The sequence below is a fragment of the Streptomyces sp. NPDC043427 genome, from assembly GCF_056436655.1.
On the sequence record NZ_JBWKCC010000002.1, the window covers coordinates 58,437 to 80,427 of the forward strand.

19 protein-coding genes are annotated in these 21,991 nt (G+C 72.4%); 15 read left to right on the plus strand and 4 right to left on the minus strand.

Annotated features, from left to right (window positions below; genetic code table 11):
- Window positions 1–142: 142 nt before the first annotated feature.
- From AC067M_RS04135 to AC067M_RS04145, 3 genes are all read left to right on the plus strand, one after another.
- A complete protein-coding gene (locus AC067M_RS04135) occupies window positions 143–1,390 on the plus strand; it encodes an aminotransferase class III-fold pyridoxal phosphate-dependent enzyme (protein ID WP_478695418.1) in 1,248 nt (415 codons plus the stop codon).
- 75 nt (window positions 1,391–1,465) lie between these two features.
- Entirely contained in the window at window positions 1,466–5,344 is a 3,879-nt protein-coding gene (locus tag AC067M_RS04140; protein WP_478695419.1) for a hypothetical protein, read from the plus strand.
- Window positions 5,345–5,346: 2 nt separating this feature from the next.
- On the plus strand, window positions 5,347–5,811 hold the full coding sequence (locus AC067M_RS04145) for a hypothetical protein (RefSeq protein ID WP_478695420.1): 465 nt from the start codon (window positions 5,347–5,349) through the stop codon (window positions 5,809–5,811).
- Between the two features lie 81 nt (window positions 5,812–5,892).
- Here AC067M_RS04145 and ku read toward each other — a convergent pair whose 3' ends face one another.
- Window positions 5,893–6,927 (minus strand): non-homologous end joining protein Ku, encoded by a 1,035-nt coding sequence (ku, locus tag AC067M_RS04150; protein ID WP_478695421.1) that lies wholly within the window; start codon window positions 6,925–6,927, stop codon window positions 5,893–5,895.
- 72 nt (window positions 6,928–6,999) lie between these two features.
- Between ku and ligD the strand changes: the two genes are divergently transcribed.
- Window positions 7,000–7,881: a non-homologous end-joining DNA ligase gene (gene ligD, locus AC067M_RS04155; protein WP_478695422.1), complete on the plus strand. Its 882-nt coding sequence runs from the start codon at window positions 7,000–7,002 to the stop codon at window positions 7,879–7,881.
- A 111-nt stretch (window positions 7,882–7,992) separates the two neighbouring features.
- On the opposite strand, the gene AC067M_RS04160 is transcribed toward ligD, so the two are convergent.
- Complete coding sequence (locus AC067M_RS04160) at window positions 7,993–8,796, minus strand: nuclease-related domain-containing protein (RefSeq protein ID WP_478695423.1); 804 nt, start codon at window positions 8,794–8,796, stop codon at window positions 7,993–7,995.
- A gap of 98 nt (window positions 8,797–8,894) precedes the next feature.
- Here AC067M_RS04160 and AC067M_RS04165 point away from each other — a divergent pair, with 98 nt between their 5' ends.
- From AC067M_RS04165 to AC067M_RS04195, 7 genes are all read left to right on the plus strand, one after another.
- Window positions 8,895–9,401: a protein-tyrosine phosphatase family protein gene (locus AC067M_RS04165; protein WP_478695424.1), complete on the plus strand. Its 507-nt coding sequence runs from the start codon at window positions 8,895–8,897 to the stop codon at window positions 9,399–9,401.
- Window positions 9,402–9,500: 99 nt separating this feature from the next.
- Window positions 9,501–10,451, plus strand: a complete 951-nt coding sequence (locus tag AC067M_RS04170) for a hypothetical protein (protein ID WP_478695425.1) — start codon at window positions 9,501–9,503, stop codon at window positions 10,449–10,451.
- A complete protein-coding gene (locus AC067M_RS04175) occupies window positions 10,451–11,719 on the plus strand; it encodes an ATP-binding protein (protein ID WP_478695426.1) in 1,269 nt (422 codons plus the stop codon). Before AC067M_RS04170 ends, AC067M_RS04175 begins: the two co-directional genes overlap by 1 nt.
- Window positions 11,720–11,789: 70 nt before the next feature.
- Window positions 11,790–12,161 (plus strand): SH3 domain-containing protein, encoded by a 372-nt coding sequence (locus AC067M_RS04180; protein ID WP_478695427.1) that lies wholly within the window; start codon window positions 11,790–11,792, stop codon window positions 12,159–12,161.
- A gap of 64 nt (window positions 12,162–12,225) precedes the next feature.
- A complete protein-coding gene (locus AC067M_RS04185; protein WP_478695428.1) occupies window positions 12,226–13,596 on the plus strand; it encodes an FtsW/RodA/SpoVE family cell cycle protein in 1,371 nt (456 codons plus the stop codon).
- Window positions 13,593–15,050 carry a penicillin-binding transpeptidase domain-containing protein gene (locus AC067M_RS04190; RefSeq protein ID WP_478695429.1) on the plus strand — a complete coding sequence of 486 codons (1,458 nt, stop codon included), beginning with the start codon at window positions 13,593–13,595 and terminating at the stop codon, window positions 15,048–15,050. The genes AC067M_RS04185 and AC067M_RS04190 overlap by 4 nt, the downstream gene beginning before the upstream one ends.
- Before the next feature lie 45 nt (window positions 15,051–15,095).
- Window positions 15,096–15,605, plus strand: a complete 510-nt coding sequence (locus AC067M_RS04195; RefSeq protein ID WP_478695430.1) for a DUF3291 domain-containing protein — start codon at window positions 15,096–15,098, stop codon at window positions 15,603–15,605.
- A 111-nt stretch (window positions 15,606–15,716) separates the two neighbouring features.
- On the opposite strand, the gene AC067M_RS04200 is transcribed toward AC067M_RS04195, so the two are convergent.
- Entirely contained in the window at window positions 15,717–17,072 is a 1,356-nt protein-coding gene (locus tag AC067M_RS04200; protein WP_478695431.1) for a VCBS repeat-containing protein, read from the minus strand.
- Window positions 17,073–17,436: 364 nt separating this feature from the next.
- Here AC067M_RS04200 and AC067M_RS04205 point away from each other — a divergent pair, with 364 nt between their 5' ends.
- The 4 genes from AC067M_RS04205 to AC067M_RS04220 all read left to right on the plus strand — a co-directional run bounded on the left by AC067M_RS04205 (window position 17,437) and on the right by AC067M_RS04220 (window position 20,676).
- Complete coding sequence (locus AC067M_RS04205) at window positions 17,437–18,375, plus strand: AurF N-oxygenase family protein (RefSeq protein WP_478695432.1); 939 nt, start codon at window positions 17,437–17,439, stop codon at window positions 18,373–18,375.
- Window positions 18,376–18,450: 75 nt separating this feature from the next.
- Window positions 18,451–19,104, plus strand: a complete 654-nt coding sequence (locus AC067M_RS04210; protein ID WP_478695433.1) for a TetR/AcrR family transcriptional regulator — start codon at window positions 18,451–18,453, stop codon at window positions 19,102–19,104.
- 14 nt (window positions 19,105–19,118) lie between these two features.
- Window positions 19,119–19,442, plus strand: coding sequence for a hypothetical protein (locus AC067M_RS04215; protein WP_478695434.1), 324 nt, complete (start codon window positions 19,119–19,121; stop codon window positions 19,440–19,442).
- Between the two features lie 112 nt (window positions 19,443–19,554).
- Window positions 19,555–20,676 carry a C40 family peptidase gene (locus AC067M_RS04220; protein ID WP_478695435.1) on the plus strand — a complete coding sequence of 374 codons (1,122 nt, stop codon included), beginning with the start codon at window positions 19,555–19,557 and terminating at the stop codon, window positions 20,674–20,676.
- A gap of 59 nt (window positions 20,677–20,735) precedes the next feature.
- Here AC067M_RS04220 and AC067M_RS04225 read toward each other — a convergent pair whose 3' ends face one another.
- The gene (locus tag AC067M_RS04225) at window positions 20,736–21,989 is read right to left on the minus strand and encodes a styrene monooxygenase/indole monooxygenase family protein (protein WP_478695436.1); all 1,254 of its coding nucleotides are present in this window, start codon (window positions 21,987–21,989) and stop codon (window positions 20,736–20,738) included.
- Between the last annotated feature and the right edge of the window lie 2 nt (window positions 21,990–21,991).

Consider the following 21,991-nt stretch of genomic DNA (forward strand, 5'->3'; position numbering starts at 1 on the left):
TCATCCGAATCCCTTTCCATGGACAAGTGATTCCCCTTTCGGTGAGGATTCCGGAAGGGGGCCGGAAAAGTCAACAGCGCATTATCCGAATTAAGCGAACCGAACCCGAGAACAGAAAACTGCGGAAAAAGATGGTGACGTGATGCGGAAAAGCCTTCTCGCTCAGGACCCCACCTGCCCGAAGGGCGACGACAAGACGCCCCGCGTTCTGCGCGAGGCGAGCGGCGCCTATGTGACGGACGACGCGGGGAACAGATGGATCGATTTCGACAACGCGCGCGGATCCGTTCTGCTCGGCCACGGCGACGCCGCGGTGGCGCACGCCGTGTCCGAGGCGGCGCTCGGCCGCAGGGGCACCGCCACCGGCTGGAGCCCCGCCCTGGACGCGGTCCTCGACCGGTTGCACGCCCTGTGCGGCGGCGAGCGCGTGGCACTGTTCCGCACCGGCACCTCCGCGCTGCGCGCCGCCGTACTCGCTGTCAGGGAAGCCACCGGGCGGCCGCTCGTGCTGAGCGCCGGGTACCACGGATACGACCCGATGTGGGCGCCGAGCGGCACCCCGCTGGAGCCGAACGCGGACGGTGTCGTCGACTTCTTCTTCGACCTCGACCTCCTCGCCGGCCTGCTGCGGCGACCGGAGCGCACGGCCGCGGTCGTGGTCTCGCCGGACCACATGCATTTGAGCCCGGGCTGGTACGCGCGGCTGCGTGACCTGGTGCGGGAGGCGGGTGTGGCGCTCGTCGCGGACGAGGTGAAGGTGGGTCTGCGGTACGGGCCGGGGCTGTCCACCGCGCAGTCTCTGGCCCCGGACGTGTGGGTGGTCGCGAAGGCCGTGGCGAACGGCTGCGCGGTGGCGGCGGTGGGCGGTTCGCGGGACCTGCTCGCGCCGTTCGACGAGATCTCCTTCACCTCCTTCTTCGAGCCGACCATCCTGGCCGCCGCCGAGGCCACGCTGGAACAGGTCGCGACGGGTGTCCCGCAGCGGGTGGCGCGGGAGAACGGCGACCGCTTCCTCGCCCACGCCCGTCAGGCGCTCGACGCGGCCGGCATTCCCGTCGGTGTCGTCGGCGACGGCACCTTCTTCCAGTTCGTCCCGGCCTCCCGCGAGGTGGGCAGGGAATTCCACTCGGCGACCGCGCGGGAACACCTGCTGTTCTACAAGGGCGACAACCAGGGGGTGTCCGCCGCCTTCGACGAGGAGGTCGTCAAGGACGCCTCGGAGCGTTTCTCACGCGTGTGCGATTCCCTCGCCGGGCACTGGCGGGGCGTGGAGATCGGGGAGTTGGCCCACTACGAGGCGGGCTGGCGGGTCATGGACGGTCTGCGTGAGGCGCCGAGAACTCCCGAGCAGACCCGAAACTGGCTGGATCTCATGCTTGCCGACGACTGACGGGCTTTTCTCGTACGACGAGATCCACCCGCAGCGATACATTGCGTGCACCGACGTGAGGATTATTCCGAGAGCATGGAAATGGATTCCGAAGAACGCCGTGCCCTGGAGGGGCGCTACGGCACGAAAAGCGCCCGTCTGCTCCTGCTGGCCGCCGATCCGGTTTATCAGCCGGTCGCCCTCCCCGTTTTCCCGTTGGACGAGTCCGACGCCCGCGCCTTCGAGGCCACGGCCCGGCCCGCGGCCGACGGCGAGCCGGACCACACCGCCCTGGTCCGCTCCTACGCCGCGTTCCTGCGGGAGCACCGCCCCGGCCTGGGTGCCGAGGTACGTGCCGTGTGCGGGCCCGCGCCGTGGATCGTGCGCAGCTCCGGCGCCGAGGACTCGGCGGTGAACGTCAACGCGGGCGGCTACGACAGCGTCAAGTGCCCCACCGAGGCGGAGCTGTACGACACGGTCGCCGCGGTGGTGTGGAGCGGCTGCACCGAGCGGGCCGTGGCCCAGCAGCGGCTCGCCGACCCGGAGCACCGCCCGGGCCCCATTCCGGTGTTCGTCCAGCCACTGGCCGGTCCGTCCGTCGCCGAGGGGGTGCGGCCCGGCCCGGACGAGCTGCCCCTGCTCGACGAGGCCACCGTCACCGGCATCGCCCGCTGGCTGCGCCGTCTGCACCGGACGTTCGCAGAGGCGCGGCTGGACTGCGAGTGGGTGGTGGAGACCGACGCCGGGCCGGTGTCGGTGACCAGCCTGAGCGAGGCGAGGGACGGCCAGGACGAGGAGGTCGTTGATCCGGGGCCGGTGGCAGGGGTCACCGGGCAGCTCGCCCTGGGGTTCGGCTTCGCCGCCGCCCAGCGCGTCGACGCGCACGGGAACAGTGTCGCGTGGCTGGCCGGGGACGCGGCCGGCACCGTCCTCTGGCAGGGCGAGACGCTGCGGCTGGTGCGCACGAGGGCGCTGCGCCTGGTGCAGGTGCGGCCGGCCACGGCGTTCGACCCGGAGCCGACCGTCGACGTACTCACCGACGACTGCCACCAGCTCTGGCGGGACGCCTGTACCGCGCTGTCCGCCGAGTTCCTGGTGCCGCCCCGCCGTATCGCCGCCACGGCGTTCCTCGCCGCCACCACGCTGGACGAGGCCTGGACCCGTTATCTGGGCCTCGACGGTCCGCAACGCGCACGGGTCGGCCATGTCTTCGTGGAGCGCGGAAGCCCCGCCGAGCACGCGGCGGTGATGTTCCGCCAGACCGGCGTCGCGGTGCTGCGCGGACGTCTCGACGAGCTGCCCGGCTGGGCCTCCTACACCCTGGCCGACCCGTGGACGCGCACCTGCTTCTTCGGCGACGGTGAACCCCCGAGGATCCGCACCCGGCCGCGCCGGGTCGCGGACGTGCCCGCGGGTGCCCGGCTGCTGTTCACGCCCGACGCGTGTGCCGACGCGGCCGCCGCCGTACGCGACGAGGGGCGGCCGCCGGCCGTGGAGCTCATGCCGGGCGCCGCCGCCGTACGGGCCCTGTCCGGCCTGCCCCCGGTCGTCCGCGACCGGGTGCTGGAGCAGAGCCTGCTGCCGTCGTCGTCCTCCTTCCGCCGCCACGGCGACCGCGTCGAGTCGCCCGCCTTCCTGGCGCAGCTCGCCGCCTGCCTGGCCGACGAGGAGACCCCCGCCCGCACGCTGCTCGCAGCGTCCCCCGACACCGCACGCCCCTCCCTTCGCGCCGCGCTCGCCGCCCACGGCACCCTCTCCCTCACGGAGGCGTTCCCGGCCACCGCCGAAGCCCTGACACCGGCCGACGGCACGGACGAGCTGACCCGCGTCGTCACGGCCGTCGACCTGCGCCCCGCCGTGGCCCTCGCCGAACTCGACGACGACGGCCGCGTGAGCGCCCCGGTGCGTGTCGAGACCGTGCGCGCCGCCGCCGCCCTCGTCGCGGCCGGAGCGGCCCGCGCCGCCTTCGGACTGCTGCGGGTCGTGCAGCGGATGACGCGGGACATGGACGCGCTGTGCGTCTACACCGACGACGAGCGGGACGAGGCGCTGCTGCGCACGCTCGCCCTGCTCCCGTCGGCCGACCCCGGGCGCGCCGAGCGGTTGTGCGCCCTGCTGCTGTCCTCGTCGATGCCGCCGGGCGAGGCCCCGCGCCTGCTCGCCCTGGCCGCCTCCGACGACGGCTTCGCAGCGGGCCAGCTGCGGCTGAAGGAACTCGAGAGCGCCTTCACGGCCGCTGCCTGCCTCGGCGAGGCCCCCGAGCGGGCCCGCGAACTCAACGGCGCGTACCGGGAGTTCACGGTCGGCGCCTGGTGGACACCGCAGGCCCAGCCGCTGCTCGACCTGGTCCACTGCGACCTCGTCGAGGTGTACGACGCGGCGCTGAAGAAGATCCTCTTGCAGCTGGTGGACGGGCCGGAGCCGTTCCTGTACCGGCTGTACCTGGACGTGATGGCGGCCTGGCTGGACGCCGCCGAGATCGCCGGGTTCACCGAGAACGAGCGGCGTGCCGTCGCCGTCTTCCGCGAGTGGATCGGCGAGTGGCGGGACGCGGAGCCCCTGGCCGACTACACGATCGAGCACTTCACCCAGCCCGCTCTGGTCGTGGACCTGGCGGCCGCCGGTGAGGGCGACACGGTCGCGCCGGACAATCCGCACCAGCTCCACAACCTCCTCCACCAGTGGCTGCTGTCCCGCGTCGAGCGCTTCCCGGTCGAGCAGGCCCCCGCACGCCTCGCCGAACTGCACCGCTTCTCCGACCGCTTCTGCCGGGGCGGCAACAAGCTGCTGCGGTTCACCCGCGACTCGTTCGAGCTGGAGATCCCCCTGTCGATCCACAAGGCCAGCCTGCTGTTCCGGCCGGACCGGATCGAGGTCGAGTGGAGCGAGCAGCCCGGCGTGGAGGAGGGCGAGACCGGGCGTCTCCTGGCGTTCACGGTCCTGCTGCGCCGCTTCGGCGACTGGTTCCCCGATGTGGCGTTCCGCGCCGAGAAACTGCTGATGGCCGGCACCTGGACGCTGCGCATCGAGGTGCGCCCGAGCGGCGCCGACCGCTTCACCTTCCCGCGGATGCGGCTGGCCCTGGAGCTGCTGCGCACCATGCTCGACGCGTCGTACGACTTCTCCTACATCGAGAACGAGGAGGTCGAGGGTCTCGACGAGGCGTTCGCCGACGACGTGTGGAAGGAGTACTTCGGCGCGCTCGTCGCCTATCGCCGGCAGCTGGACGACTCCGCCCAGTACGAGACCGTGGAGACGCTCCCGTCGGCCACCACGATGGCCGCGCTCTGCCTGGACCAGGTGACGCGGGAGGATGTGGCGCGCTGCGTGCGCGAGGGTGCCGCCGCCACGTTCGACCGGCTCGACGTCCTGTGGGACGAGTTCGGCCGGGAGGGCTCGCCGGAGGACTGGAACACCCTTTTCGTACGGCTCCAGCAGTTGACCCTGGCCGCCGCCGCCCTGTGGCCCGAGGAGTCGGCCGGGGTACTGCGGGCGGGCGACCGGCCGTGGGCGGACACCCTGGCGACGAGCTTGCTGCGACGCCAGGACGTACGGGACTCGCTCGCCTCGGAGTACGACGACAAGGAGGCCGCCTCGCTCACCGGCTTGCCCGGACTGCTGCACCGGCACGCGCCCGCCGCGGTGGTCCGGCCCGGCAACGCCGACCTCGTGGCGGCCGCGCTCACCCAGCGGCCCAAGTCGTTCCGCCGCTGCAAGCAGTACCTGGTCCACCGGTACGCCGACGTCCTCGACGCCGACGCCCTGGACCGGCTCGTGACGGATCTGGAGACCGTCCCCCGGGGGTTCTCCCCCCGTCAGGAGAAGGCGGTCGCCGACGCGCTGCGTCGCGTGGACGCCGGCGTCCGGTTCCGGGCGTCGATCCGCTCCAAGACGGACGAGACCGACCCGGCGTTCCGTGCGGCGCGGGCGCGCGCCCTGGCGGACGCCCACGACAGCGCGCCGATCGGAGGGTGACCATGACGTCGTACCAGGCCCGCATCGAGATACTCGACCCGGTGACACGCACCTGGCGGCCGGTCCGCACCGAGCACGTGGAGGCACTGACGGGAACGGCCAGCGACCTCGGCCGCAGGCTGCTCGCCGCCTACCTGAGCGAGGCTCCGGACCGCCTGGGCAGCGCCCGGGTCCAGGTGTGGGCGGCACCGGAACCAAAGGCACAGCGGGGGGCGCGGGAGGGCGTCGGCTCCGAGGTGCCCGAACCCTCGCACGTCGTGGCGCTGATCGACGATCCGGATCCCGTCCCCGCGGAGATCGCCGCCGTCGAGGCCCACCGGGAGGAGGTGCTCCGCGCCCGGCGGGCCCTGGAACACAGCGTCGAACAGCTGCGGCTGAGCGTGCGCGAGGCGAGCAGAGCCGGCCATTCCGACAGCCGGCTGGCCCGGCTCGCCTTCCCGGCCCTCACCCGGACCGAGGGATCGTGACAGGCGTACGCCCGTGAGGTGCGACCCCCGCTTCCACCACGAGGGTGGGCGGGGGTCGTCGTCCCGGCCGCGGGTCTGCGCTCAGGCGGTGCGCTTGCGGGACGCCGTCTTCTTCGCCGTGGTCTTCTTCGCCGTGGACGTCGCCTTCTTCGCCGTGCTCTTGGCCGCCGTCTTCTTGGCGCCCTGCGCCGACTTCGCCGTCTTCGCCGTGGACTTCTTCGCGGCGCCGGACGCTGCGGTCTTCTTCGCGGCCGTCTTCTTCGCCGTGGACGTCGACTTCTTGCCGCCGGTCTGCTTCGGGGTGGCGCGGGAGGACAGCTGGGCGACCTCCGCCTCCTCGCCCCGCGACTCCTTCGCCGCCCGCACGCTCTTCTCCAGGGCCGCCATCAGGTCCAGCACCTTGCCGCTCGCCGCGGGCTCCGGGGCCTCGGGCGGGGTCTCGCCGGCCGCCTTCGCCGCGATGACCTCCTCCACGGCCTCGCGGTACTCGTCGTGCAGGTCCTCCAGGTCGACCTCGCCCAGCGTGTCCATCAGGGCGTCCGCGAGATCGAGCTCCTGGTCGCGGACGGTGACGTTCGTGTCGGGGGCGACGCCCTGGGGGTCACGGACCTCGTCCGGCCACAGCAGCCCGTGCATGGCGATGGCGTCGCCGACCACCCGTAGCATGCCCAGGCGTTCGCGGCCGCGAAGCGCGTACTTCGCGATGGCGACCTTCTGGCTGCGTTTGAGGGCCTCGCGCAGCAGCGTGTACGGCTTGGCGGCCGGGGCGCCACCGGCCTGGAGGTAGTACGCCGCGTCCATCTGGAGCGGGTCGATCCGGTCACCCGGCACGAAGGCGACGATCTCGATCGTCCGGGCCGTCGGGATCGGCAGGTGCGCCAGGTCATCGTCGGTGATCGGGATGATGGTGCCATCCGCGTCCTCGTACCCCTTGCCGATCTCCGTCCCGCTGACCTCGCGGTCCTCCAGTTCGCAGATCTTGCGGTACCGGATGCGGCCGCCGTCCTCCATGTGGATCTGACGGAAGGAGATCGAGTGGCTCTCCGTGGCGTTCACCAGCTTGATCGGGATGCTGACCAGCCCGAACGAGATCGCGCCGTTCCAGATGGATCTCACGTGCGGCACCCTTTCGATCGGTTCGGGATTGTTCGTATGACTTTCCGCCGTCATGTCTGGGATTCTCATCGTATGACGCCGATCACAGAGGTGGAGGGGCGGCGGCTCGCGCTCAGCAATCTGGAGAAGGTGCTGTATCCGGCGACCGGCTTCACCAAGGGCGAGGTGCTGCACTACTACGCCACGACCGCCGACGCCCTCCTGCCCCATCTGCGCGATCGGCCGCTGTCCTTCCTGCGCTACCCGGACGGGCCGGACGGGCAGGTGTTCTTCGCCAAGAACGTGCCGCCGGGTACGCCCGAGTGGGTCACGACCGCCGAGGTGCCGCGGTCGGAGGGGCCCGCGCGGATGGTGCTGGTGCAGGACCTGGCCTCGTTGATGTGGGCGGCGAACCTGGTCACCGAGTTCCACACGCCCCAGTGGCTGATTCAGGCACCGGCTCGCGCCGACCGGCTGGTGTTCGACCTCGACCCGGGGGCGCCCGCGACCGTCGTCGAGTGCTGTGAGGTCGCGCTCTGGCTGCGGGAGCGGCTGGCGGCGGACGGGATCGAGGCGTACGCGAAGACGTCGGGCTCGAAGGGGCTGCATCTGCTGGCGGCGCTGCGGCCGGTGTCCTCGGAGCGGGCCACGGAGTACGCCAAGGCGCTGGCCGTGGAGGCGGAGAAGGTGATGCCGCGGTTGGTCGTGCACCGGATGACGCGGAGCTTGCGGCCGGGGAAGGTGTTCGTCGACTGGAGCCAGAACGCCGCGCGGAAGACGACGGCCACGCCGTACACGTTGCGGGCTCGGGCGGAGCCCCTGGTGTCGGCGCCGGTGACTTGGGACGAGGTGGAGGGGTGTGGGGAGGCGGCGGGGTTGGCGTTTCTGGCGTCGGACGTCGCGTCGCGTGTGCGGGATCACGGAGATTTGCTGGCACCGCTTCTCGATGCGGAGGCCGCCGGGGTGCTGCCCTGATCCGTCGTATGGCGGATGCGGGTTCGTTGGGGCTGGTCGCGCCCACGTGGCGGGGCCGCACCTCGAATCAGCCCCGCGCCCCCAGGAGCACATCCACTCGCCTGGGTCGCATCACACCCGCGCCCATGTCCTCCTGTCCCTCGCCGCCGCGTGCAGGGCCTCCACGTCTGCCGGCTTGAGTACGCCGCCGAGGCGGCCCAGGGCGCCGATTTCTGTGTCCTTGAGGGCGCGGACCTCGCGCAGCGGGCCGGTGACCGTGATCTCGGTCGGGTCTGTCAGGGCGAGGACGGGGTGAACCTCGGCGGTGAGGGCGTAGGAGGCGCGGTGGGCGGTGGAGCGGAGGTGGCGGAGGAGGGGGTGGGGGTCCCGGCGGCCCAGGGAGACCATGGGGTCGGTGATCAGGACCCGGTGCTTGTGGGCGTACAGGGCGTGGACGGCGAAGAGGCCGCCCGGGCCGATGGCCAGGTGGTGGACGAGGTCGCCGCCGGGCAGCGGGACGGAGTGCAGGGTGTGCCAGCCCGCGCCGTCCAGCCGGTCCAGGGCGTCGCCGACCGCCTGCTGTGCCGCGAGCTCCCGGCGCCGGGGGTCGGGCCGGAGGCGGCGGGGCGGGCCGGGGTCGCGGTCGAGGGCGACGAGCAGGGCCTCGCCGGGGCGGTTGGGGGCGAGGTCGTCGTCGGGGTGGAGGGAGAGCCGGGCCAGCTCGGCGGGGGTCGGGACGGGCGGCGGGCCCACCGTGACCTGGCCGGTCAGGAAGGGGCGGAGGGCTTCGAGGACATCCTCCGCGCGGTCCTCGCTCAGCAGGTTGACCCGGGCCGCCTCACGGTCGTACCAGGCGACGTTCCTGCCGTCCGGGAGACAGACGTACAGCCGTTCCTGGCCGTGGCGCCAGGTCGGTATGACGCGCAGTCCACTCATGAGCATCACCCCCCACCATGGGAACAGGCGGGGTGCTCCAGGGGCAAGAACCCGGCTACCTTTGAGAGGAGTTGGGAGCGGGACTTGGGGAGGCGCGCTTGCGTACTCGCGGGAAGCAGCCCGACGTACCGGCTCCGGACCACGCGTGGAGCGAGATCGTGCCCGGTCTGTGGATGGGTGGGCACGAGTTCCTCAGCCACGCCGGGCAGCTGGAGTTCGCCGTCGTGCGGGAGGAGTTCGACCTCGTCCAGACGCTGCTGCGGCTGCCGGGGCACGGGCCGAAACCAGGCGTGGAGCACCAGGTGTGGCCCATCCCCGACGGCCCGCTCGACGGGACGCAGCTCGCGGGCGTGATGCGGCTCGCGCAGGCCGCGAGCGACGCGCTGGACGCGGGGCGCACGGTCCTCGTTCGCTGTTACCACGGGTACAACCGCTCGGGCCTGGTCGTCGCCCACGCCCTGGCCCGCCGGGGCCACTCCGCCGAGGAGGCGATCCGGCTGATACGCTCCCGCCGCTCTCCGTGGGCGTTGCACAACGAGCTGTTCGTCGAGTACCTGCGGGCCGGGCTCTCGACGGCCCGGCTGCTGGAGGAGCTCGCCGAGTAGCCCGGGGCGGCGCGGGCGCCGAGACCATGCGAACGCAAATAGGACTTCCCTACGAATAAGGTGTACGGGGCCGATGCCCTCCCCGACCACAGGAGCCCCGTGCCTCCCAGACGTCCCTTCCGCGCAGTTCTCGCCCTCGGTGCCGTCACCCTTCTCGCAGCCGCCACGGCGGCCTGTGGTGACGCCGGTGGGCTGCGGGGCGCCGGGGCGACCCCGACCGCGATCAGCCCGGCCCGGCTCTGGCCGGACCTCCCGCCGGCGTCCTCCCCCGCCTTCGACTTCGACGAGGCGGAGACCGAGGTGGTGAAGGGGGTCGCCGTCCCGGACGACGATCTCCGCAGGGTGGACCCGGCCGCGATCGTGCGCGAGGAGATAGCCGGGAACCCGGGCGACTACGACGGCGACAAGGCGCCGTACCGCGAGACGGCGGCGCGGATGGCGGACTGCGGTACGGGCGGGGACCGCGCCCGGTGCCCCGTGCTCAAGCCGTACTACCGGGACCTGACCGGCGACGGACGCGACGACCTGACGCTCGGCTTCCGGCTGCTGCCCGGCACACTGACGGCCGTCCGCGTCTACACCGTGGACAAGCACCGGCTGGTGCGGGTCATGCACTACGAGGACGCCGTGAGCGCGGTCGAGCTGGCCGGGCGGTCCGTGATCGTCCGCTCGCCGTCGGACATCGCGGGATACGAGTACCGCCTGCAGTGGACCTGGGACGAGGAGCAGAAGTCGATGCTGCTCACCCACGACGAGATGCTGCGCAGCGACGGCAGGAGACACCCTCCGCACGCACCCCGCTCCTCGCGCTCCCCCCAGCCGTCCCGGTCCCCCGCCTCGACCGAGGAGCCCTCCGAGACCGACTCCTCCGCGACCGGCTCCCCTCCCATCGACTCCTCCACGGCCGGCTTCTCCACGGCCGGCTTCTCCGCGACCGGCTCCCCTCCGATCGACTCCTCCACGGTCGGCTTCTCCGCGACCGCCGCCTCCCCGGCCACCATCGACGCGACCGCCACCTCCCCCGCCGTCTCCTCCGCGGCGGCCCTCTGATGAGACTCGCGCTCCCCCAGTGGACCGCCACGCTCGCCGTGAAGGCCGCGGTCTTCATCACCGTGATGTGCTGCGCGCTGGCCGCCCTGCTCGGCGTGCTCGTGCATGTGCAGGTGACGAACCAGACCGTCGGCCAGGCCCGTGACCTCGCGCTGTCCCGGCTGACGGACGCGACGGCGGCGTTCGAGGCCGGGGACTCGCTGCGGCCGGGTGCCGGCGTCGACCCCGAGGGGCTGCCGGAGCCGCTGCGGGAGCTGGCGGCGGCCGGGGAGCGCGGCACGATGGTCGCCGAGCACCGCGGGCGGCCCACGATGTGGGCGGCGGGCCCCGCCGACGGCGGACGGGCACTGGCCGTCGCGGTCGACTACGGCCAGCAGGCCCGTACGATCCAGGGGCTGGACTCGGCCATCCTGTGGTCGTCGGCGCTGGCGATCGGGGCGACGCTGATGGTGGGCGCGTTCGCGGTGACCCGGGTGACCGGACGACTGCACCAGACCGCGCGGGTGGCCCGGCGGATCAGCGCCGGCGATCTGGACGCGCGCGTGAACGACCCGCGCACGAAGGAGACCACCAGCCCGCAGGACGAGGTGGCCGCGGTCGCCACCGCGCTGGACTCCATGGCGTCCTCACTGCAGGGCAAGCTGCTGAGCGAGCAGCGGTTCACCGCCGACGTGGCGCACGAGCTGCGCACTCCTTTGACCGGTCTGCACGCGGCGGCGGAGCTGCTGCCCGCGGGCCGGCCGACGGAGCTGGTGCGCGACCGGGTCGCCGCGCTGCGCACCCTCACCGAGGACCTGCTCGAGATCTCCCGCCTCGACACCGGGCGGGAGCGGCTGGAGGTCGACACCGAGGAGCTCGGGGCGCTGGCCGAGCGGGTCGTGCGGGCCTCCGGAACCGACACGGAGGTCCGTGTCGTGCGGGACGCGCGCGTGGAGACCGACCGGCGGCGGCTGGAGCGGGTGCTCGGCAACCTGATCGCGAACGCGCACGCGCACGGGCGCCCGGCGGTGATGGTGACGGTCGACGGGCCCGTGGTGACCGTGCGGGACCACGGGGACGGCTATCCGGACTACCTCGTGGTGCACGGGCCGCAGCGGTTCCGCACCGAGGGCGGGGCGAAGGGGCACGGGCTGGGGCTGACGATCGCCCTGGGGCAGGCGGAGGTGCTCGGCGCGCGGCTGGACTTCGCCAACGCGCCGGACGGCGGAGCGGTGGCGACCCTGACGCTGCCTCGGCGGGGGCCGGGCGCCCCCGATGGCGCAGCGTGACGGGCACCCCCCGAACGCCGCACCTAATGTGGCGATTGATCAGCATTGCCCCCTTCAGGGAGGTACCCCCATGTCCGTGCGCCCCCTGTCCGTGCGCTCGCGTGCCACCCGCCTGCTCATAGCCACCGCCCTCGCCACCGCCGCCGCCGTCACGCCCGCCGCCGCGAGCGACGACAGCACCGCCCAGGGCTCCGACACCCGCGCCCCGCGCCTGTACAAGGGCATCGTCACGGCGAACCGACTGCTCCTGCGCAGTGCGCCGACCCGCGGCAGCCAGGTGATCCGGGCCGTCCAGCGGGGTGACTACGTCACGATCTTCTGCAGGACCACGGGCCAGAGCGTCCAGGGAAACCGCACCTGGTACTTCCTCACGGACGGCACCTGGGCCTGGGGTTCGGCCCGGTACATCAACACCATCGGCGCGACGCCGCGGTGGTGCTGACCCCCCGGGCAACACTCAAGCCGCACAAAGCCCACGAGAAGCACTATTTGGGTAAGTTCCGGACATGACCAAGGTCGGCACCACCGTGGCAGCGACGGACGCGCCCGCTCCCGCGGCGCGCCTCTCCCGGCGCCGGGGCGTCGAACTCGCCCTCATCCTTGTGGCCCTCCTGCTGTCCGTGTACGGATACTGCAACGTGGGCATCGCCCGCAGCGGCACCCTCCCGCCCGGCGCCGCCGGTTACGGTGCCGGGCTCGGCGTACTCGCTCTGCTGGCGCATCTCGCGGTACGGCTGCGTGCCCCGTACGCCGACCCGCTGCTGCTGCCCATCGGCGTCCTGCTCAACGGCCTCGGCCTGGTGCTGATCTACCGGCTCGACCTGGAGACCCCGGACGACTCGGCCGCGCCCACCCAACTCGTGTGGTCCACGCTCGGCGTGGGCCTGTTCATCGTGGTCGTCGCCGCCCTGCGCGACCACCGGATCCTCCAGCGCTACGCCTACGTGTGCGTGGTCGCCGCCCTCGTCCTGCTCACCCTGCCGATCTTCTTCCCGGCCGTGAACGGCGCCCGCATCTGGATCCGGATCGCCGGGTTCTCCATCCAGCCGGGCGAGTTCGCGAAGGTGCTGCTCGCCGTCTTCTTCGCCGCCTATCTCGCCGCCAACCGCAGCGCGCTGGCGCACACCGGCCGCACGGTCTGGAGGTTCACCAAGCTCCAGCTCCCCACCGGCCGCGCGCTCGGCCCGATCCTCGCCATCTGGCTGCTGAGCGTCGGCGTCCTGGTCCTGGAGCGCGACCTCGGTACGTCCCTGCTCTTCTTCGGCCTGTTCGTGGTCCTGCTGTACGTCGCCACCGGCCGCACCGGCTGGATCGCGGTGGGCCTGCTCCTCGCGGTGCTCGGCGCGGTCGCCGTCGGCCGCCTCGAGCCGCACGTGCACAGCAGGGTCGAGGACTGGCTGCACCCGTTCGCGTCGATCGAGGCGGGCCAGGGCCCCAACCAGCTCGCGCAGTCCCTGTTCGCCTTCGCGGCCGGCGGGGTCCTCGGCACCGGTCTCGGCCTCGGCCACTCCGTCCTCATCGGCTTCGCCACCAAGTCGGACTTCATCCTGGCCACCGCGGGCGAGGAGCTCGGCCTGGCCGGCCTCTCCGCGATCTTCCTCCTCTACGGCCTCCTCGTGGAGCGCGGCTACCGGGCGGGCCTCGCCCTGCGCGACCCCTTCGGACGCCTGCTCGCGGTGGGCCTCGCGTCGATCTGGGCGCTCCAGGTGTTCGTGATCGCCGGCGGGGTGACCGGCCTGATCCCGCTGACCGGCATGGCGATGCCCTTCCTCGCGCAGGGCGGCTCGTCGGTCGTCACCAACTGGGCGATCGTGGCCCTGCTGATCCGGGTGAGCCACTCGGCCCGCCGACAGTTCGACGGACAGGGGGCGCTGTGACCCGGCACATCCGGCACGCGGCCGCCTTCTGCGCCCTGCTGCTCCTGGCGCTCCTGGTCAACGCCGCCCGCGTCCAGGTCGTCCAGGCCCCCTCCTACGACGACAACCCGGCCAACCGCCGCCCCGACATCGCCCGTTACCGGCAGCCGCGCGGGAACATCCTGGTCGGCGACCGGCCGGTCACCGGCTCCCGCGACACCGGCGGCCGGCTCCGCCACGAACGGACGTACCCCGAAGGGCCGTTGTACGCGCCCGTCACCGGCTACGCCTCGCAGAGGTACGGCACCACCTTCCTGGAGCACACCGAGGACGGCGTCCTCTCCGGCACCGACCCGCTGCTCACCCCGCTCCCCCTCTTCAACGACGTGACCCGCGCCCGCAACCCCGGCGGCGACGTCGTCACGACCCTCAACCGGGCCGCGCAGCAGGCGGCGTACGAGGGGCTGGGGGGCCGGAAGGGCGCCGTCGCGGCGATCGAACCCGCGACGGGGCGGATCCTGGCGCTGGTGTCCGCCCCCTCCTACGACCCGGCGGAGCTGTCCGGCAACGGCCCGGCGGCGGCCGGCGCGTGGGCGCGGCTGACCGGAGATCCGGACCAGCCGATGCTCAACCGGGCCGTACGGCAGACGTATCCGCCGGGTTCGACGTTCAAGGTGGTCACGGCGGCGGCCGCGCTGGACGCGGGTGTGGTCCGGGACGTCGACGCGCCGACCGGCTCCCCCGACCCGTACACGCTGCCCGGGACGACGACGAGGCTGGCCAACGAGTCCGAGGGCTGCGAGAACGCGCCGCTGCGGGTGGCGTTCCAGTGGTCGTGCAACACGGTGTTCGCGAAGCTCGGCGTGGACGTCGGGGCGGACGACATGGTGTACACGGCGCAGGCCTTCGGCTTCAACGACACGGACCTGCGGATCCCGTTCCCGGTGGCGCGCAGCACCTTCGACGCGTCCGTGGACCGGGCGCAGCTGGCGCTGTCGTCGATCGGCCAGTACAACACGCGGGCCACGCCGTTGCAGATGGCGATGGTCGCGGCGGCCGTCGCGAACGGCGGGCAGCTACGGCCGCCGTACCTGGTGGAGCGCAGGCTCCGGGCGAACGGGGCGACGGTGTCCACGGCCGGTTCGCGTCCCACGCGCCAGGTGATGCTCCCGGCGACCGCGGCCCGGATGCGGCAACTGATGCGGGACGTGGTGCGCAAGGGCACGGGGACGAACGCCGCGATCCGCGGCGCGACGGTCGGCGGCAAGACCGGCACCGCCCAGCACGGCATCGGCAACGCCGGGACGCCGTACGCCTGGTTCGTGTCCTGGGCGCAGGGCCACACCGACCTGGAGGCGAAGGTCGCGGTCGCGGTCGTCGTGGAGGACGCCTCCGGCAACCGGGGGGAGATCACCGGGGGCGGGATGGCGGCGCCGATCGCACGGGCCGTGATGGAGGCGGTGCTCACCTCGTGAGACGGGGGCTACCGGAGGAGGAAAGGGCCGACCTAACGTTCGGTCATGACTGATGCCGCAGCCGCGTTCGAACTCGCCCAGGTCAATCTCGCCCGCCTCAAGGCCCCTCTGGATTCACCGCAGTTGAAGGACTTCGTCGACGCCCTCGACCCCGTCAACGCCGACGCCGACACCGCCGACGGCTTCGTCTGGCGGCTGCAGAGCGAGGAGGGCGACGCGACGGACATCGCGGTCTTCGGCGACGACTGGCTGATCATCAACATGTCGGTGTGGCGGGACGCCGACGCCCTGACCGCCTACATGTACCAGGGCCGGCACCGCGAGATGCTGGCCCGCCGCCGCGAGTGGTTCGAGCGGGTGCAGGAGGCGATGGCGACCCTGTGGTGGGTCCCGGCGGGCCACCGTCCCACGGTCGCCGAGGCGGAGTCCCGCCTGCTGCACCTGCGCACCCACGGCCCGACCCCGTACGCCTTCACCCTGCGGACGTCCTTCCCGCCGGGTGCCGGGGAGCCGGTCGCCCTGGACGTCCCCGACGACCTGGGCTGCCCCGTCTAGCGGCGTCGTCGGGATCACACCGGGCCCGGACCCGCGGATCCCAACTCGCGGGTCCGAACTCTCGGGTCCGAACTCGGCGGTCCGGACTCGGGGTTCGGACCCGTCATCGCGTCACCCCAGCTCCAGGCCGAACACCGCCTTCGCGTACGGTGCGCCGATCGCCCTCGGCCCGATGACGGTCGCCGCATCCGTCACGATGCCCGTCGGCCGGCCGCGCAGGACCCAGACCGCCCCGTTCCCGCCGTCCTCGCCCGGAGCGGCCGCGGCCAGGTCGGCGTACCGGTTGCCGTTGATGTCGAGGAGAGCGACCCGCGTGCCGAAGGCGTCGTCCAGCTCGGCCGTGCCCGGTACGCCGGCCGTGTCCTGGGTGAAGGCCTGGGCGCCCCGGCCCGTCAGCCCGGCCCGGCTGCCGCGCAGGACGACGACGGCGCCCGCGCCGTTGTCGTCGCCGACCGCCTTGGCGGGGACGCCGACCGCGAGGTCGTCGATGCCGTCGCCGGTGACGTCGCCGGCGGACAGGGCCGCACCGAAGCCGTCGTTGGTCTCGGTCGCTCCGGGCACACTCCGCGTGTCCTGGGTGTACGACTTCCACGTGCTGCGGGGACGGACCCCGGACGCCGAGCCGTAGGCCACCGTGACCGTCGAGTCGTTGGCGAAGCCGACGGCCACGTCGTCGTGGCCGTCGCCGTTCAGGTCGCCCAGGGCGACACCGCCGTCACCGCTGGGGACTTTGTCGCGCCCGTACTCCAGGCCCGAGGCGGAGCCGGTGTAGAAGTCCGTGCAGTAGTTGCCGTCCCCGCAGTACGTGTTGAGCGCGAGCTCGTCCCGGCCGTCGCCGTTCACGTCCCCGGTGGTGCCGTCCCTGACGTCGACGTACTGGAGGTGGTCGGGGTCCAGGGCGCTGCTGCGGGCGGGGGTGCCGGAGCGGCCGACGGGGCCGGTCCACACCGTGGCCGTGGTGCCGCGCGGGTCGTCGCCCGCTGAGCCGCCGGTGCGGAACAGGGCGAGGTCGAGCCGGCCGTCGCCGTCGAAGTCACCGGTCACCGTGAGCGAGGCCGGGATGGACACCCCGCCGCCGGACAGGCCCCGCGGCCCGCCCCACACCACGACCGCGTCGCCCGCCCGGGTCGCGCCCCCGACGACCAGGTCCGCGTATCCGTCGCCGTCCAGGTCACCCTTGGCGAACTGGGCGCCGAAGCCCTGGCCCTTGACCGGGCTGCCCGGAATACCGGCCGTGGCACGGCTTATGACGGCCCGTCGGCTGCTGGAGAGCCCGTGCGGTCCGCCGTACGTCACCGCCACGTAACCCGCCTTGCTCTGCCCGCCGACGGAGCCTCCCGGGGCGCCGACGGCGAGGTCGGCGTACCCGTCGCCGTTGAAGTCGTCGCGGACCGGGACCCGGGGCGCGGCCTGTGCGCTTCCCACCAGACCCGCCGGGACCGCACCCAGCGCGAGCAGACTCGCCACGAGCGGCACGGCCCAACGGGCGGACGAATTCCTGGACAACACGCGGAGACCCCCTGGTTACGGCAACACCGTCACCCCACAAGACGCCTCACCGCGCCCAGAGGTTGTGTCCTCGGTCGACCCACCGCTCGCCAGTGTTGCGCGCCGGCGACATGACGCCGCTGAGGACGGGTCTCTCCGAACGCCTCGCCGGAGACGGGACCTTCGGGGCCGCGGCGGGCGACGGCGTGGCTCCACCGCCGTCGGACCCGGGGTCGACAAGTCGCGCGCAGGGGATTGACGAGCTTGCTGACAAGCAGTCTCATAAGGAGCGAGTGAACCGCGGGTAACCGGACACGCCCCCGTACGACGAGGTGGAACAGCCATGACGACCACGACGGAAGCCGACGCGCTCGACGGGCTGCGGGACGCGCTCGGCCTGCTCAAGGACCGCGAGCAGGTGGCCGAGCGGCTGCTCGTCTCTTCCGCCAAGCACTCCTTCGACCCGGACGAGGAACTCGACTGGGACGCGCCCTTCGAGGAGGGCAAGTGGTTCTGGCCGCCGGAGCTGGTGTCGCTGTACGGCACGCCGCTGTGGAAGCGGATGGGCGAGGAGCAGCGGCTGCTGCTGTCCCGGCACGAGGCCGCCTCGCTGGCCTCGCTGGGCATCTGGTTCGAGATCATCCTGATGCAGCTGCTCGTGCGGCACATCTACGACAAGGCCGCCACGAGCGCGCACGTGCGGTACGCCCTCACCGAGATCGAGGACGAGTGCCGGCACTCGAAGATGTTCGCGCGGCTGATCTCCCGCGGTGACACCCCGTGGTACCCGGTGAGCCGGACGCACCATCAGCTGGGGCGCTTCTTCAAGACCGTCTCCACGACACCGGGATCCTTCACGGCCACGCTGCTCGGCGAGGAGGTCCTCGACTGGATGCAGCGGCTGACCTTCCCCGACGAGCGCGTGCAGCCGCTGGTGCGGGGCGTGACGCGGATCCACGTCGTTGAGGAGGCCCGGCACGTGCGCTACGCCCGCGAGGAGCTGCGCCGGCAGATGGTGACGGCGCCGAGGTGGTCCCAGGAGTTCACGCGCGTCACGTCGGGCGAGGTCGCCCGGGTGTTCTCGCTGGCCTTCGTCAACCCCGAGGTCTACACGAACGTCGGCCTGGACAAGCGGGAGGCCGTGGCGCAGGTACAGGCGAGCGGACACCGCCGCGAGGTCATGCAGACGGGTGCCAAGCGGCTCACCGACTTCCTGGACGACATCGGGGTGCTGCGCGGAGTCGGACGGCGCCTGTGGAAGTCGTCGGGCCTGCTGGCTTGAAGCCATCGCCCGGCACGCGGCACCGGGACCCTCGGCGCGGGTGTCGGTGCGGGCCCGCCGGTTACGCTGCGAGTCATGACCCCCGCCGCCACCCCCGCCTACCGCCGCCTCAGTGTCGAGGAGCGGCGCAGCCAGCTTCTCGACGCCGCGCTCGAACTGTTCGCGCACCGCGCCCCCGAGGAGGTCTCGCTGGACGACGTGGCGGAGGCGGCCGGGGTGTCACGGCCGCTGGTCTACCGGTACTTCCCGGGCGGCAAGCAGCAGCTGTACGAGGCCGCCCTGAGGTCCGCCGCGGAAGAACTCCGCCAGTGCTTCGACGAGCCGCGCGAGGGCCCGCTCCTCCCCCGCCTCGGTCGCGCCCTCGACCGCTACCTCGCCTTCGTCGACCAGCACGACGCCGGCTTCAGCGCCCTCCTCCAGGGCGGCAGTGTCGTGGAGACCTCCCGGACGACCGCCATCGTCGACGGCGTACGGCGGGCCGCCGCCGAGCACATCCTGCGCCACCTGGAGATCACCGACCCCGGCCCCCGGCTGCGCATGACCGTCCGGATGTGGATCACCGCCGTCGAGGCGGCCTCCCTGATCTGGCTCGACGAGGACAAGCAGCCGCCCGCCGACGAGCTGCGGGACTGGCTCGTGGACCAGTTCGTCGCCCTGCTCACCGTCACCGCGCGCCGGGACCCGCAGACCGACGCGCTCGTGCGGCGTGCGCTCGCGGCCGAGACCTGATCGACACTGGTGCGGTGAAGAGCGAAGACACCCCCTTCGAGGGCGGGCCCATGGACGGCCGCGTCCTGCCCGTGCTCGTCGGCCCCACCGGCCAGCCTCCCAAGACGTACCGCATCCCCGTCCCCGACGCGGCAGGCGGGCCGCCCACCGTGCTCGTCTACCGACGCGCGCCCCGGGGGCACAGCAAGCGGCTGGGCGTGCCGCAGGGATGGAAGTACGAGTACGACCCCCAAGGGGCGAGCGGCCGCCTGAAATGGCCCTGGTCGAAGCCGGACACGCCGCCGCGCACCGATCCGGACACCACGCCGCCCGGCAAGCCGGATGACGCGGACGAGTGACAGCGTTGCGCCGAACCGCGCACGCTCGACGCGCGAGGCGCGAGCGCTCGCCTGATGCTCACGGTGCGGAGGAAGGCGGAGGGGCCGCCTCCCCCGCACCGGAGGTGATGACGTGTCAGGCAAGGTGCTGCGTCTGGTCTGTACGGTGGCGGTGGCGGCGCATGTCGCCCTCGCACCGGTGTCCGCGGCGGCCGTCCCGGAACCCGGCGAGCGTTCCGTGGCCGAGCTGCTGACGGACCTTCAGCGGCTGTACCGCGAGGCCGAACAGGCCACCGAGTCCTACAACGCCACCGAGGAGAAGCTGAAGCGGCAGCGCGCCGAGACCGACCGGCTGGAGCGTGAGCTCGCCCGCGCCCGCCTCTCCCTGCACGACAGCCGGGGGGCGGCCGGACGGCTGGCCCGCCAGCAGTACCAGGGCGCCTCCGACATCTCCCCCTACGTACGCCTCCTGCTCGCCCGCGACCCCCAGCACGCCCTCGACCAGGGCCACGTCATCGGCCAGTTGGCGCGGGAGCGCGCCGAGACGGTGGGCCGTCTGACGGGCACCGAACGCCGGGCCGACGACCTCGCCCGGAAGGCCCGTAAGGCACTGGACGAGCAACTCACCCTCACCGAGCACCGCAAGAAGGAGCGGGACCAGGTCCGCACACGTCTCGACGAGGTCGAGAAACTCCTCGCCTCCCTCACCACCGACCAGCTGACCGCCCTCGCCGACCTCGAACGCACCGGCGTCGCCGAGGCCCAGCACACCCTCATGACCTCCGGCGCCCTCAGCGCCACCCGCGCCCCGTCCCCGGCCGGCGACCGCGCCCTGCGCTACGCCGTCCGACAACTCGGCAAGCCCTACGAGTGGGGGGCGGAGGGCCCCACGTCCTACGACTGCTCCGGCCTGACCTCCCAGGCATGGGCCGACGCCGGCACCCCGATCCCCCGCACCAGCCAACAGCAGTGGGCGCAACTCCCCCGAATCCCCCTGGAGGAGCTACGCCCCGGCGACCTCGTCATCTACTTCCCGGACGCCACCCACGTGGCGATGTACGTGGGCGAGGGCTGGGTGGTCCAGGCCCCCCGCCCAGGAGAGAACATCAAGCTCTCGCCGATGGCGTCGAACCCGGTCCTTGGAGCAGTACGCCCGGACCAGCACACCCAAGGGGCGCGGGGCGGTGTCGATATGCGGCTCCACCGCGGGGCGCGACCCGCCACGGACGACCCGCAGCCGCCCACAACCCCCTAGGGTCTTTCGTTCGGATCATGCCGGACCCCGCGAGCCCGGCATGATCCGAACGAGAGGCCCTAGGCCCCGGAAACCGACGCAAGATAAGCAGCAGTCTTCTCGGGCTCGTAGAAGAAGTTCTCGTAGTCCGCCGGATCGTTGAACCCATTGGCGAATCGATCCGCCACAGGCTGCAGCTGCCCGGCCGCACCGATCAAATTGAGGATGTGCTCCGGCGGCGGGGCCAGCATCGCATTGGTCCACTTCGTCACATACTGCGCCGTGTCCCAGTACCGCTCAAAAGCCCCCCGCATCCACTCCTCATCGAACGCCTTCTCCCCGCGCTCCAGGATCGAGGAGAGATAGGACGCCGCACACTTGGACGCCGAGTTGGAGCCCTGCCCGGTGATCGGGTCGTTGGCGACGACGACATCAGCCACACCGAGCACCAGGCCCCCACCGGGCAGACGACCGATCGGGTTGCGCACCGTCGGCGCATACCGGCCGGCCAGCGTGCCACCGGCGTCCGTCAGCTCGACCTCGGTGGCCCGCGCGTACTCCCAGGGCGTGAACTTCTCCATGAGTTCCAAGGTCAGGGAGAGGTGCTCCGCCGGGTCCTTGACGCCGTTGAAGACATCGAGCGGGCCGCCGGGTATGCCCTCCCAGAAGAGGATGTCGGCGCGGCCGGAGGTGGTCAGCGTCGGCATGATGAACAGCTCACCGACGCCGGGCACCAGGTTGCAGCGGACCGCCTCGAACTCCGGGTGCTCCGGGCGCGGGCCCAGCCCGTGGACGTAGGACACCGCGAGGGCGCGCTGCGGTTCGCTGTACGGGGAGCGCTCGGCGTCGCGGCCGAACATCGACACCAGCTCACCCTTGCCGGCCGAGACCAGCACCAGGTCGTACGTACGGGAGAAGTAGTCGAGGTCGGAGACCGCCGCGCCGTGGATGACGAGCTGGCCGCCGCGCTGGGCGAAGGTCTCCATCCAGCCGGCCATCTTCACGCGCTGGTCGACGGACTGGGCGTAGCCGTCGAGCTTGCCCACCCAGTCGATCGCGCGCTGCGTCGGCCCCGGGTCGTGCGAGCCGGGAGCCGCGACCGAGACGCCGAGTCCCTCGATCTTCGGGGCCTGCTGCTCCCAGAAGTTCAGCTGGAGGTCACGCTCGTGCTGGAGTGCCGTGTGGAACATGCACTGCGTCGACATGACCCGGCCGGAGCGGATCTCGTCCGCCGTCCGGTTGGACATCAGGGTGACCTCGTACCCGTGCGACTGGAGGCCGAGGGCGAGCTGGAGTCCGGACTGGCCGGCTCCGACGACGAGTATCTTCCGCATGC

Excerpts from the sequence above, each read along its gene's own strand:
- AC067M_RS04135 (WP_478695418.1), top strand. The coding sequence starts at position 143 with ATGCGGAAAAGCCTTCTCGCTCAGGACCCCACCTGCCCGAAGGGCGAC.
- AC067M_RS04140 (WP_478695419.1), top strand. The coding sequence starts at position 1,466 with ATGGAAATGGATTCCGAAGAACGCCGTGCCCTGGAGGGGCGCTACGGC.
- AC067M_RS04145 (WP_478695420.1), top strand. The coding sequence starts at position 5,347 with ATGACGTCGTACCAGGCCCGCATCGAGATACTCGACCCGGTGACACGC.
- ligD (WP_478695422.1), top strand. The coding sequence starts at position 7,000 with ATGACGCCGATCACAGAGGTGGAGGGGCGGCGGCTCGCGCTCAGCAAT.
- AC067M_RS04160 (WP_478695423.1), bottom strand. The coding sequence starts at position 8,796 with ATGAGTGGACTGCGCGTCATACCGACCTGGCGCCACGGCCAGGAACGG.
- AC067M_RS04175 (WP_478695426.1), top strand. The coding sequence starts at position 10,451 with ATGAGACTCGCGCTCCCCCAGTGGACCGCCACGCTCGCCGTGAAGGCC.
- AC067M_RS04180 (WP_478695427.1), top strand. The coding sequence starts at position 11,790 with ATGTCCGTGCGCCCCCTGTCCGTGCGCTCGCGTGCCACCCGCCTGCTC.
- AC067M_RS04185 (WP_478695428.1), top strand. The coding sequence starts at position 12,226 with ATGACCAAGGTCGGCACCACCGTGGCAGCGACGGACGCGCCCGCTCCC.
- AC067M_RS04195 (WP_478695430.1), top strand. The coding sequence starts at position 15,096 with ATGACTGATGCCGCAGCCGCGTTCGAACTCGCCCAGGTCAATCTCGCC.
- AC067M_RS04205 (WP_478695432.1), top strand. The coding sequence starts at position 17,437 with ATGACGACCACGACGGAAGCCGACGCGCTCGACGGGCTGCGGGACGCG.
- AC067M_RS04210 (WP_478695433.1), top strand. The coding sequence starts at position 18,451 with ATGACCCCCGCCGCCACCCCCGCCTACCGCCGCCTCAGTGTCGAGGAG.
- AC067M_RS04225 (WP_478695436.1), bottom strand. The coding sequence starts at position 21,989 with ATGCGGAAGATACTCGTCGTCGGAGCCGGCCAGTCCGGACTCCAGCTC.